Below are 11,832 nucleotides of genomic sequence, written 5' to 3' on the forward strand. Positions count from 1 at the left end.
TCCTCGGTGACGCCGTCGACCGGGACGAACTCCGACGCCTGCCGGTTGCCCAGCGTGATGGTGCCGGTCTTGTCCAGCAGCAGCGTGGACACGTCGCCTGCCGCCTCCACTGCCCGCCCCGACATGGCCAGGACGTTGCGCTGGACGAGCCGGTCCATCCCGGCGATGCCGATGGCCGACAGCAGCGCGCCGATCGTGGTCGGGATCAGGCAGACGATCAGCGAGACCAGCACGATCCCGGTGACGCCGTCGGAGGTGAGCGCGATCGAGTCCGGCACGCCCGGATTGATCGACTTGGAGAAGATCGCCAGCGGCTGCATCGTCGCGGTGGCGACCAGGAAGATGATCGTCAGCGCGGCGAGCAGGATGTTGAGCGCGATCTCGTTCGGCGTCTTCTGCCGGTTGGCACCCTCGACCAGGGCGATCATCCGGTCGATGAAGCTCTCGCCGGGCTTCTGGGTGATCTGGACGATGATCCGGTCCGACAGCACCTTGGTGCCGCCGGTCACCGCGGACCGGTCGCCGCCGGACTCGCGGATCACCGGCGCGGACTCGCCCGTGATGGCCGACTCGTCCACGGAGGCGATGCCCTCCACCACGTCACCGTCGCCGGGGATGATCTCCCCTGCTTCGACGATCACGTAGTCGCCCTGCCGCAGTTCGGGCGCGCCGACCAGGTCCCACGCGTCGGGCTTGTCCCGGTTCTTCAGTCGCCTGGCCTGGGTGTCGGTCTTGGCCTTGCGCAGCGTGGCGGCCTGCGCCTTGCCGCGTCCCTCGGCCACCGCCTCGGCCAGGTTGGCGAAGACCACGGTCAGCCACAGCCACACCACGATGGTCCAGGCGAAGAACGACGGCTGCAGAATCGCGAGGACGGTGGTGAAGACCGCGCCGACCTCCACGATGAACATGACCGGGTTGCGCCACAGCGTGACCGGGTTCAGCTTCTTCAGCGCGTCCGGCAGCGACCTGACCATCTGCCTGGGGTCGAGCAGGCCGCCGCCGACCCTGCCGTTCTTCGGCGCGGACGCCCTGCCCGGCGCTTCGAGCACTGGGGATGACATGTCAGAGCAGTCCTTCTGCGAGAGGGCCGAGCGCGAGCGCCGGGAGGAACGTCAGGGCGACCAGGATGAGCGTCACGCCGACGACCATGCCGACGAACTGCGGTCGGTGGGTGGGCAGCGTGCCCGCGGAGACCGGAACCGGCGACTGCCGGGCCAGCGACCCGGCCAGCGCCAGGACGAGCACGATCGGCAGGAACCGGCCGAACGCCATGCACAGGCCGAGCGTGGTGTTGTGGAAGGGGGTGTTCACGCTGACACCCGCGAACGCGGAGCCGTTGTTGTTCGACGCGCTCGTGTAGGCGTAGAGGATCTCCGACAGCCCGTGCGGCCCGGCGTTCAGGATCGCCGAGCGGCCCGCCTGCGTGGCCATCGCCACGGCGGTGCCGACCAGCACCAGCATCGGGGTGACCAGGAAGTACAGCGAGGCCAGCTTGATCTCGCGGGAGCCGATCTTCTTGCCCAGGTACTCCGGCGTGCGACCGACCATCAGGCCCGCCACGAACACCGTGATCACGGCCAGGATCAGCATGCCGTACAGACCCGCGCCGACGCCGCCCGGCGCGACCTCGCCGAGCAGCATGTTGAAGATCAGCATGCCGCCGCCGATGGCCGTGTAGGAGTCATGGAAGGAGTCGACGGCGCCTGTGGACGTCAACGTGGTGGCGGTGGCGAACGTGCCGGAGTTCGACACCCCGAAGCGGGCCTCCCTGCCCTCCATGGCCTGGCCGATGGCCTGTGGCACGGTGCCGTTCGCGTTCAGCTCCGACCAGTTCGTCACGCCGAGGCTGATGAGGGCGATGATCGCCATGACCGAGACGATCGCGTACCCCTGGCGGTTGTCGCCGACCATCCGGCCGAACGTGCGCGGCATGCAGAACGCGATCACCAGCAGCAGGAAGATGGTCAGCCAGTTGGTCCAGGACGTCGGGTTCTCGAACGGGTGGGCGGAGTTGGCGTTGAAGATGCCGCCGCCGTTGGTGCCCAGGTCCTTGATGGCCTCCTGGCTGGCCGCGGCGGCCGGGGTGAACGTCTGCTCGCCGCCGGTCAGCGTGGCCCAGGTGAAGTGGTCGCCGAAGTTCTGGATGGCACCGCCGGCCACCAGCAGGAGCGCGCCGACGAACGCGATCGGCAGCAGGATGCGGAGCGTGCCGCGGACCAGGTCGACCCAGAAGTTGCCCAGGGTGTCGGACTTCTTGCGGGCGAAGCCGCGCACCAGCGCCATGGCCACCGACATGCCGACGGCCGCCGACACGAAGTTCTGCACGGCCAGGCCCGCGGTCTGCACCACGTGCCCCATGGCGGACTCACCCGAGTACGCCTGCCAGTTGGTGTTGGTGACGAAGCTGACGGCGGTGTTCCAGGCCAGCGCGGGCTCGACGGGCTTCATGCCGAGGCTCAGGAACAGGTGGTCCTGGATCCGTTGCAGGCCGTACAGGAACAGGATCGACAGCACCGAGAACGCCAGCACGCCGCGCGCGTAGACGCCCCAGCGCTGCTCGGTGTCGGGTTTGACGCCGAGCAGCCGGTAGATCACCCGCTCGACGGCGCTGTGCCAGGTGCCGGTGTAGACGCGGTACATGTAGTCGCCCAGCGGCCGGTAGCACAGGGCCAGGGCGACGACGAGGGATCCCATGAACAGGATCCCGGCCAGGGCCGGGGGCATCAGAAGCGCTCCGGGAAGAGCAGGGCCACGACGATGAAGATCACCAAGCCGACGACCACGGCGAGACCGACGGCGTTGACGGCACTCACAGCCGTTCCACCGCGTTGACGACCAGCCCGAGGATCACGAAGACCGCGATCGTCAGGGCGACGAAGATGACGTCTGCCATCCCCACTCCTCAGTTCCGGAAAGGACCACCGGGACAGGTGGTCACAAGGAAAGCAAAGCCCGGAATTTGGGGGATTTTGCACTTCTTGACGGCTTTCATACGCCATGAGGCGGATTGTTGACACGATCCCTACACACAGAGATCGCAGCAGCTCAGCGGCGCATGGAACCGTGCAGCCTCGCGATGAGCTCGGCGGCGTCGCGCAGGTTCTCCTGGAGCGTTCCGCCTGCCTGGCGGAGCCGGTCCGCGATGTCCTGCCGCTCGGCGATCAGCGCGTTGCCCGCGTCCAAGACGGCGGCCGCGCTCTCGCGCTGCCGCGCCTCGGCCTCGTCCCTGGCCCGGTGGATGAGGCTGAGGATGGTCTCGGCCAACTCGGCCGCGCTCATCCGCAGTGCCCGGGGGTCGAGGTCGAGGCCCTGGACGCCCGACAGGCCCGAATACCGCACCGTGACGCGCCTGTCGGGCGACTCGACCTCGACGGTGACCTCCTCGGCACGCAGGTCACGCATGCGGGCAAAGAGGCGGTCCGCATCGGCGGCCAGCTTGTCCGGGTCCAACCCGAGAATCTGCTTGAACTCGTTCATCTCACTCCCACGGAAAGGCATAGGAGCCGTCGTCATCCTGTTCGGGGACGTACCGGCCCGTCACGGTCTGCCGGCCGCTCGCGACGTCGTTGACGGCCTTGGCACCCGCCGCCTGCGCGAAGCCCGCGCGCAGCGGCATCTCACCGCCCAGGCCCTGGGCGGTCAGGTCACGCTCGAACCGGTTCGCGGAGCCCCAGACGAGAAGGGGGCCCTGCGCGAGGGTGCCCGCGGCGAGGTCGCCTACCGTGCTGAAGCCCCCGTCGATCGCCTCGACCAGGATGTCTCCCGCGATCGTGACGCCCAGCGCCCCGGCGGCGACGTGGAGCACGGTGTCCACCCCGGACTCCACCATCTGGTAGACGGCGTACATGTCCGCCAGCACGTTGTGCGCCAGGACGCGGGCGCCCACGAGGCTGATGGGGGTGACGGCCGCGAGGAGCACCCAGGCGGCGATGGCCGCCATCGCCGTGGCCACCAGCCACTGGAACATGACCATCGCGAGCAGGGCGGCAGCCACCACGTAGAGCACGGCGGCGGTGACGCGGGCCCGGATATGGATGCTCGCCAGGTCCCCGAGATAGCGGTCCATCCGGTGCTGGAAGGCCCTGCCGTCCTCGCTCCGCCAGCCCTTTCCGGAGACCCCGCCGACGAGTTCCCCGATGCGACGCCTGGCCTCGCCCACGTCGTCCGCGATCTTGAGCCAGGTTCCGGCGGCGTCGAAGAACGCCTTGGGGTCGTACTGGTGGATGTACATCCTGCCGACGAACGGCCAGCCAAGGGGCACGCCCAGCGCCGACAGCGTCAGCGCCGCACCCGCCCCGACCTCGAGGCTCAGCTTCGCCAGCCGGGCTCCGCCGTCGAGCGTCACACCGTTCTCAGCGTGCTGGCGTGCTCCGCGGCCACCCAGGTGGCGAGGGACGCGCCGAGCCCGTCGTGCACCTGGACCGTGTCCTCAGCCTTGTGCCTGAGCTCCTGGGCGGTGCACGCCTCGACCTCGTTGTAGGCGAGGGCCAGTGAGTAGGTGAAGGAGGTGAACGCCGACTCCGCCACGGTCAGGCCGACGAGGGCAGCGAGCGCGTCGTCGAGCGGCGCGGCCGCGTCCGCGAGCCCGGACCTGATCTCGCGGAGCCGGTCGCGCTCGATCTCGATCTCGTACGGGCTCGCGGGCTCGGGCACCGGGAAGGGCGGCCAGCCGTACTGGTCCTGCTCCATGAACAAATCCCCTTTTTGCGCATTTGTCCATCGACTCTGCCCCATCACGGCACCGGCCGTGATCTTCCTGACGAAGCCACTACGCGAATGCCCCGAACCCTTGCACGTTCTTGACGGGCAAAATGCACATGAGGGTTTACGAACCGTCCTGTACCGTATTGTCCGGTGCGTCGGGAAGTCTGGTCGGCATGTGTGCTCACAGCTGATCAAGGAGACTCCGATGCAGAGCGTGCAGGTCGTGCTGTTCCTTGTGGCGCTGGCCACGGTGGTCGCCACCTTCGCCGACCGCGTCAGCGTGCCCGCGCCCTCCCTCCTGGTCGTCGCCGGGGTGCTGGTCGGTCTGTTCCCGTTCGCGACGGGCATCCACGTCACCCCCGAGATCGTCAGCCTCGTGGTACTCCCCCCGCTGATCTACGCGGCTGGCGAGGAACTGTCCTGGCACGAGCTCAAGCAGGTGGGGCGACCGGTGTCCCTCCTGGCCGTCGGGCTCGTCATGGTCTCAGCCGCTGCCGTGGGGTTGGTCGTCAGTCTGCTGACGCCACTCCCCCTCGCTCTGGGCTTCGTGCTCGGCGCGGTGCTGGCGAGCACCGACCCGGTCGCCGTAACCGCGCTCGGCCGCAGGCTCGCCCTGCCGCCTCGGCTGCAGACCCTGGTGCAGGCCGAGAGCCTCTTCAACGACGCCACCAGCCTCATCCTGTTCCGCATCGCCGTCGGCGCCGCATCGCCTGGATGTTCCCGCTCTCGGTCATCGCACAGTGGCGGGGCGGCCGGCGGCGGCCGTCCTGGCAGGTGCCCGTGGTGGTGTCGTGGGCCGGAGCACGCGGCGTGGTGCCGCTGGCGGCTACGCTGTCGATCCCGCTCACCGACGCGGCCGGGCAGCCGCTCCCCCATCGTGGGCTGCTCATGGTGCTGGCCACCGGGGTCATCGTCATCTCCCTGGTGGTGCAGGGGTTCACCCTGGCACCGCTGGTCCGCCTGTCCGGCCTGGCCGTTCCGGACGGAGACTCCCGGGCCGAGTACGCGTTCGGGCGGCGACGGCTCGCCGAGCACGCGGTGGCCTACCTCGACGAACTGGCCGACGTCGAAGCCGCATCCCCCATCGTGCTCGAACGCGTGCACCACTCCCTCCAGACCCGCCTGGAGCTGGAGCAGGAGCGTGACGGGGAGCCGCACGACCGAGCCGACCCGTACAACCAGATCCGCCGGGACGTGCTGAGGACGCAACGCGAGGCCCTGGCACGGATGTACGCCGAGGGCGAGATCGGCGAGCGCACCCGCCGTCGGCTCCAACGCGTCCTGGACCGCGAGGACCTGCGCTTCACCGACTAGCGAGCCTCACCCGACGTGGACGTGCGGCCTGCGCTCGAGGTCGGGCTCCGCCTTGCGGAGCACCTCGCGGGTGAGAGGAGGCACGTCGCCGCCACCGAAGACGAGGTAGCGCAGCATGGCCACGATCGGGTTGCCCTCGGCCCAGTGGAAGTAGATGTGCGGCGGGCGACCGGTGCGGTCGCGCAGGTAGAGCAGCAGCGCCGCGAGCGAGTTCGGCACGGCCGAGCTCTCGATGCGCAGGATCTTGTGCCCGTACCGCTCCTCGCCCATGACGTGCAGCTCGGTCTCGAACTCCGAGGCGTCGGGCACGGAGACCTCGACGAACATGACCGGCTCGGAGCTGCGCAGCCGATGGTTGATCCACTGCTCGCGCAGCTTGTCGTTGTACTCGCGCTGGTCGCGCTCGTGCGGCTCGTTGGCGATCAGGTGGATCTCGCCGGCCGCCCCGTTGACGAACTCCTCCGCCAGCGGATCAAGACGTACCTCGGTGACGCGCAACTCCGTCGAGCGGGTCGCCCGTGAGATCAGCGACGTGACGATGATGGCCGCGATGAAGAACGAGGCGATCTTGACCCCGTCGGGACGCTCGAAGACGTTGTCCACCAGCGTGTACGCCAGGACCGCCGCGATCAGGCCGAACCCGGCCGTCGCCCCGCGCTGACGCTTCCGGTACGCCGACAGCGTCACCGCGACCGCCGCCGACAGCATCAGCACCAGCACACCGGTGGCGTACGCGCCGCCCTGCGCGTCCACGTCCGCGTCGAAGATGATCGTGATGGCGAACCCGATGACCGAGAAGACCAGCACGAGCGGGCGCACCGCGCCTGTCCACTCCGGCGCCATGCCGTACCGGGGCAGGTAGCGCGGCACCAGGTTGATCAGCCCCGCCATCGCCGAGGCACCGGCGAACCAGAGGATCGCGATCGTGCTGACGTCGTAGGCCGTGCCGAACCAGTCGCCGAGGTAGCCGTGGGCCAGGTAGGCCAGGGCGCGCCCGTTGGCCTTGCCGTCCTCCAGGAACTCCTGGTGGGGGATGAGCACGGTGGTCAGGAAGCTGGTGAAGATCAGAAAGACGCTCATGATCACCGCGGCCGTGGTGAGCAGCCGTCTCGTGCCCTGGATCCGCTGCTGGACGTCGCCCTTGACCACCGGCATCACCGCCACGCCGGTCTCGAACCCGGACATGCCCAGCGCGAGCTTGGGCATCACGAGGAGCGACAGCCCGATCATCGCCAGCGGGCTGCTGTAGTTCACGGTCAGCGCCTGTTTCCAGTCGACGACCAGGTGGGGGGCTTCCAGCAGGTGGACGATCGCGGCGGCCACGACCACCGCGTTCAGCCCGAGGTAGACGAAGACGAGCACGACCGCGATGCCGATCGCCTCGGTGAACCCCATCAGGAACACCCCGCCGAGCAGCGCGAGCAGGACGAGCGTGACCAGCACCCGCTGCCCCTGCAGGAAATCGGGGACGAACGGGTTCTCCAGGATGTGCGCGGTCGCGTCGGCCGCCGACAGCGTCATCGTGATGACGAAGTCGGTGGCCGCGAACCCGAGCAGGGCCAGCACGAAGAACTTGCCCCACCACTGCGGCGCGAGCTTCTCCAGCATCGCGATCGAGCCCTGCCCGTACGGGCTCTCCGCGGCCACCCGCCGGTAGACCGGCAGCGCCCCCAGCAACGTCAGCGCCACCAGGAGCAGCGTGGCCAGCGGCGACAGCAGCCCGGCCGCCAGCGCGGCGATCCCCGGCTGGTAGCCCAGCGTGGAGAAGTAGTCCACACCGGTCAGGCACATCACCCGCCACCATGGGTGCTTCACGTGCGGGCCGTGCTCGATCTGCTTACGGTCGGTCTGCAGGCCCTCCAACAGCCACGATCGCAGCGTCCTTTCCGTCGGCCCTGGCCGCTCCGCCAGCACCATTCCGGCCACCCCCACATCAAGAGCACGTAAAGCCGGATTGCACACTACTCACGGCAAAGGGGCGTTTTGCCTGGTGAGGGCGTCAAGAAAACGTCAATACGATGTGTCGATCACTCACGGAGAGTGAAGCGGCGAGGCCGACCCCCGGGGCGACGGAGGCACGTGAAACAGCCCGCCACCGAACCGGTGACGGGCTGCCGACTCACAGGCCCCTGCGGGCTACCAGTCGCTGTCTCCGCCCTCGTCCTCGTCGCCTTCGAAGATCTCCTCGACGATCTCGCCCGCCACGAGACCGCCCACCACGCCGGCGGCGCCGGCCGCGGCCACCGTCCCCCAGCCAGGTCCGCTGCGGTGCTGCTCGTAGTGCGGCTCGTGGTGGCCGTAGTCGCCGTGGTGGTCGCCGTGGTGGTCGCCGTGGTGGTCGCCGTGGTGGTCGCCGTGGCCGTATCCGGGGTGGCCGTAGCCGCCGTGGGCGTACTGGCTCAGCCCGGCCAGCCACCGGTCGATCTCGCTGGGCCAGTCGGTGCGCAGGGCGTCCTCGTGGCTGACGTGGAAGCGGCCGATGGCGTCGCCGGAGGAGTAGCGGCCCGCGCGCTTGTCGGCCTCCAGGACGACCTCCAGGCCCGACGGGCTCGCCACGAAGGTGAGCTCGACCTCGCCCACGACCCCGGCGTGCCGGCTGGGCGGGTAGAACTCGATCTCCTGGTAGAACGGCAGCTCCTGGTGAACCCCGTACAGGTGCCCGGCCTCCAGGTCGGCGGACTTGAAGTGGAAGCCGAGCTGCAGGAACGCGTCCAGGATGCGCAGCTGCGACGGCAGCGGCTCGACCGCGACCATGTCGAGATCGCCCTTGTCGACGGCCTTGGCGATGGCCAGCTCGGTGCGGACGCCCAGCGCCATGCCCGCCAGCGGCCGGCCGCCGATCTCGCTGATCGGCGTCTCCCACGGCACCGGTACCTGGAAGTCGACGGTGCGGTTCTCGCCCTTGCGCAGCGTGAACGGGCCGGAGACCTGGACGCGGGAGAACTCGCCGAGCCCGCCGTGCTCGCCGTCGCCGTGCTCGATCTCCACCCGTGCGACCAGGCCGAGGGTGATGTGCTCGATCTCGGCGTCGAAGTCCCCGCCGGAGAGCCGGACCTCGCCGGACAGCAGCCCGCCCGGCTGGATCCGCGAGGTGGCCAGGACGGTGTCCACCGAGGGGGCGCCGACGCCGAAAGCACCCAGCATCCGTTTGAAGACCACGGCTTGTTCTCCCTGTCGAAGGTTGTTGTGTCAGCCGCACGCCTAAACGATCAACTCGGGGGCGGGGTTCCGCGCAGCCTGGCCGCCATACCCACGGGGAGGGCCACCGGTGCTAGTCCTGGCCGCTGACCCAGGCGGCGATCTGGACGCGCGAGTTGAACCCGAGCTTGGACAGGATGTGCTCGACGTGCCCCTCGGCGGTCCGCTGGGCGATCACCAGCGCGGCCGCGATCTCCTTGTTGCTCATCCCCTGGGCGACGAGCCTGGCGATCTCCAGCTCCCTGCGGGTCAGCTGCGAGGGCTCCCGCGAGCGCCGCTGATCCGACATCCTGTCGACCATGGCGCACTCGAACGCCTCCTCGTGGCTGAGCCCGGTGCCCCGCTGGATGGAGGCCTCGAACTTCCTGTCGCCGAGCATCTCCCGTGCCGCCGTCTCGCACTCGTCGTGGTACCCGCCGAGGTAGCCGAACAGCGGGCCGCCGAAGGAGCGCCAGATCTCCCGCAGGGCTCCCAACAGGACGGCGGCGCGCTCGCAGTCGCCACTTCCGGCGGCCATCCAGGCCAGCGCCTCGGTGCACAGGGCCTGGCCCAGGCGGTCGTCGAAGGGCTCCTTGAGCCGCATGGCCTGCCGCTCCATCTCGACGCCTCGCCGCGTGTCGCCCTGCCTCCACACCTCGATGCCGAACATCCACAGCGCGTACGACCTGAACCAGTGCTCGCGTTGCGCCTCGCAGATGGTCAGGCACTCCTCGAACAGCGCGACGGCCTCCTCGGAGTTGCCGAGGAGCGAGTGCGCGGTGGCGAGGTAGATCAGCGAGTTCACGATGCCCATCGGGTCGTCGGTCCGGCGGTGACCCTCGAGCGCCTCGCCGAGGAGGGTCAGCGAACCTGTGAGGTCCCGCCTGACCAGGGCCGCGAGGCCGGACACGTACGCGGCTCCCGCCATGACCGCCGGGTCGTCGAACCTGCGGCCCAGCTCGCGGCTCTCGTCCAGCATGGCCGCCGCCACCGCGAAGTCGCTCTGCAGGACGGCGAGCCGCGCGTTGAGGCACAGGGCCCTGGCGCGGGTGAGGGTCGGCTCGGCGTCGATGGCGAGCAGGTGGCCGAGCCGGTTGCGTCCCTCGTGCAGGGAGCCGGCGGCGATCCAGTAGTACCGCAGCGCCGTCGCGATGACCAGGCCGGGCTCGATCTCGCCGGGGGTGGACAGGCAGAAGTCCAGGGCCGTGCGGAGGTTGCCGTGCTCGGCGCGCAGCCGCGCGAACCAGGCCACCTGGTCGGGCCCGTACCAGCCGTGCTGCGCGCGGAGCACGAGGTCCTTGCACCAGTCGCGGTGCCGGCGCCGCACCTCGGTCTCCCTGCCGGACTCGCGCAGCCGGTCGCGTCCGTACTGGCGGATGGTCTCCATCAGCCGGTACCGCACCGACGAGTCATGCTCTTCCCGGACGAGGACGGACTTGTCCACCAAGCCGATCACCAGGCCGGCGATCTCCTCGGGGGTGATGCCGTCGCCGGCGCACACCTGCTCGGCCGCTTCCAGGTCCAGACCGCCGGAGAACACGGACAGCCGCTCCCAGAGCAGGCGCTCGTGCTCGGTGCACAGGGTGTAGCTCCAGTCGATCAGCGCCCGCAGCGTCTGCTGGCGGGGCAGCGCGGCCCGTGACCCCACCGTGAGCAGCCGGAACCGGTCCTCCAGCCGGGTCAGCAGCTGGTCGACGGAGATGGCCCGCAACCGGACGGCCGCCAGCTCGATCGCGAGCGGGATGCCGTCGAGGCCCCGGCAGAGCCGCGCCACGGTCTCCCTGTTGGCGTCGGTGACGGCGAAGCCGGGCAGCACGGCCTTGGCGCGCTCGGCGAGCAGTCGTACCGCGTCCAGTTGCGCGAGCGCATCGGTGGAGAGCATGGCGCTCTCGCGGTCCGGCATCGGCAGTGTGGGCACGGGCATCGTCTGCTCGCCCGGCACGCCGAGCGCCTGCCGGCTGGTCGTCAGGATCCGGAGCTCGGGCGCGGCGCGGACCAGTATCTCCGCCAGGACGGCGCACGCGTCGAGCAGGTGCTCGCAGTTGTCGAGGACCAGGAGCAGCTGCTTGTCGCGCAGGTGGTCGGTGAGAACCTCCATGGTGGGCCGTGCGGAGCGATCATGCATGTCCAGAGTTTCGGCCACCACCTGGGGAAGCAGCTCGGGGTTCTCCAGGGCCGCGAGCTCGACCAGCCACACGCCGTCGCGGAACGCGCGCCGCAGGTCGACCGCGACGCGCAGGGCCAGCCGGGTCTTGCCGACGCCCCCCACGCCGACGAGCGTCACCAGCCTGGAATCGGCCAGCAACCGCTTGACCTCGGCTGTTTCGTGCCGACGCCCCACGAAGCTGGTCAGCTCGGCGGGCAGTCTGCACGTCCTAGCGCTGTTCGATGCCACCTCAGTCATGGATGCTCCACCCGCTCAGCCCTCGGGTCACCAGGTCGTCAGGACTGAGCCGACATAATCCAGATTACGCCCGGACCGATTCCCCCGCGCGTCCCGCGCCGGCGGCCCCGGCGACCGCAGACCAGCCATCCGCCCAGGTCAGGCCGTCACGCCCCCGTGGGAGTGATCCCGAAGCCCTTGTCACGGAACTTAGCAAACTTGATGTGAAAGTAACAGGCATGATAACACGCTCA

The 11,832-nt window shown here is 69.5% G+C and carries 10 protein-coding genes and 1 pseudogene; 2 read left to right on the plus strand and 9 right to left on the minus strand.

Annotated features, from left to right (window positions below; all coding sequences use genetic code 11):
• The 6 genes from ABT294_RS08905 to ABT294_RS08930 form a co-directional block, all read right to left on the minus strand.
• A partial coding sequence (locus ABT294_RS08905) for a P-type ATPase actuator domain-containing protein (RefSeq protein ID WP_502911995.1) occupies positions 1 to 1,061 on the minus strand: 1,061 nt, incomplete at its 3' end.
• A 1-nt stretch (position 1,062) separates the two neighbouring features.
• On the minus strand, positions 1,063 to 2,724 hold the full coding sequence (kdpA, locus tag ABT294_RS08910) for a potassium-transporting ATPase subunit KdpA (RefSeq protein WP_350804595.1): 1,662 nt from the start codon (positions 2,722 to 2,724) through the stop codon (positions 1,063 to 1,065).
• On the minus strand, positions 2,724 to 2,813 hold the full coding sequence (gene kdpF / locus ABT294_RS08915) for a K(+)-transporting ATPase subunit F (RefSeq protein ID WP_350804596.1): 90 nt from the start codon (positions 2,811 to 2,813) through the stop codon (positions 2,724 to 2,726). Before kdpF ends, kdpA begins: the two co-directional genes overlap by 1 nt.
• A 232-nt stretch (positions 2,814 to 3,045) precedes the next feature.
• Positions 3,046 to 3,477, minus strand: a complete 432-nt coding sequence (locus ABT294_RS08920) for a YbaB/EbfC family nucleoid-associated protein (RefSeq protein WP_350804597.1) — start codon at positions 3,475 to 3,477, stop codon at positions 3,046 to 3,048.
• A 1-nt stretch (position 3,478) separates the two neighbouring features.
• A complete protein-coding gene (locus ABT294_RS08925; RefSeq protein WP_350804599.1) occupies positions 3,479 to 4,345 on the minus strand; it encodes a hypothetical protein in 867 nt (288 codons plus the stop codon).
• Positions 4,342 to 4,689: a hypothetical protein gene (locus ABT294_RS08930; protein ID WP_350804600.1), complete on the minus strand. Its 348-nt coding sequence runs from the start codon at positions 4,687 to 4,689 to the stop codon at positions 4,342 to 4,344. The genes ABT294_RS08925 and ABT294_RS08930 overlap by 4 nt, the downstream gene beginning before the upstream one ends.
• Before the next feature lie 220 nt (positions 4,690 to 4,909).
• Here ABT294_RS08930 and ABT294_RS08935 point away from each other — a divergent pair.
• Together ABT294_RS08935 and ABT294_RS08940 are read left to right on the plus strand one after the other, a co-directional pair.
• Positions 4,910 to 5,398: pseudogene (locus ABT294_RS08935) on the plus strand (cation:proton antiporter domain-containing protein); the annotation flags it as partial.
• A gap of 20 nt (positions 5,399 to 5,418) precedes the next feature.
• Positions 5,419 to 6,018 (plus strand): cation:proton antiporter domain-containing protein, encoded by a 600-nt coding sequence (locus ABT294_RS08940; protein ID WP_350804601.1) that lies wholly within the window; start codon positions 5,419 to 5,421, stop codon positions 6,016 to 6,018.
• Between the two features lie 6 nt (positions 6,019 to 6,024).
• Here the strand turns inward: ABT294_RS08940 and ABT294_RS08945 are convergent, their stop codons facing one another.
• The 3 genes from ABT294_RS08945 to ABT294_RS08955 all read right to left on the minus strand — a co-directional run bounded on the left by ABT294_RS08945 (position 6,025) and on the right by ABT294_RS08955 (position 11,599).
• Positions 6,025 to 7,935 carry an APC family permease gene (locus ABT294_RS08945; protein ID WP_350804602.1) on the minus strand — a complete coding sequence of 637 codons (1,911 nt, stop codon included), beginning with the start codon at positions 7,933 to 7,935 and terminating at the stop codon, positions 6,025 to 6,027.
• Positions 7,936 to 8,154: 219 nt separating this feature from the next.
• The gene (locus ABT294_RS08950; RefSeq protein WP_350804603.1) at positions 8,155 to 9,177 is read right to left on the minus strand and encodes a sporulation protein; all 1,023 of its coding nucleotides are present in this window, start codon (positions 9,175 to 9,177) and stop codon (positions 8,155 to 8,157) included.
• Between the two features lie 112 nt (positions 9,178 to 9,289).
• The gene (locus ABT294_RS08955) at positions 9,290 to 11,599 is read right to left on the minus strand and encodes an ATP-binding protein (RefSeq protein ID WP_350804604.1); all 2,310 of its coding nucleotides are present in this window, start codon (positions 11,597 to 11,599) and stop codon (positions 9,290 to 9,292) included.
• Positions 11,600 to 11,832: the final 233 nt, after the last annotated feature.

This window comes from Nonomuraea sp. NPDC000554 (assembly GCF_040300065.1).
Taxonomy (GTDB): domain Bacteria; phylum Actinomycetota; class Actinomycetes; order Streptosporangiales; family Streptosporangiaceae; genus Nonomuraea.

What these genes read in the sequence shown, in the direction of transcription:
- kdpA (WP_350804595.1), bottom strand. Translation starts at nt 2,724, where the DNA reads ATGCCCCCGGCCCTGGCCGGGATCCTGTTCATGGGATCCCTCGTCGTC.
- ABT294_RS08920 (WP_350804597.1), bottom strand. Translation starts at nt 3,477, where the DNA reads ATGAACGAGTTCAAGCAGATTCTCGGGTTGGACCCGGACAAGCTGGCC.
- ABT294_RS08930 (WP_350804600.1), bottom strand. Translation starts at nt 4,689, where the DNA reads ATGGAGCAGGACCAGTACGGCTGGCCGCCCTTCCCGGTGCCCGAGCCC.
- ABT294_RS08940 (WP_350804601.1), top strand. Translation starts at nt 5,419, where the DNA reads ATGTTCCCGCTCTCGGTCATCGCACAGTGGCGGGGCGGCCGGCGGCGG.
- ABT294_RS08945 (WP_350804602.1), bottom strand. Translation starts at nt 7,935, where the DNA reads ATGGTGCTGGCGGAGCGGCCAGGGCCGACGGAAAGGACGCTGCGATCG.
- ABT294_RS08955 (WP_350804604.1), bottom strand. Translation starts at nt 11,599, where the DNA reads ATGACTGAGGTGGCATCGAACAGCGCTAGGACGTGCAGACTGCCCGCC.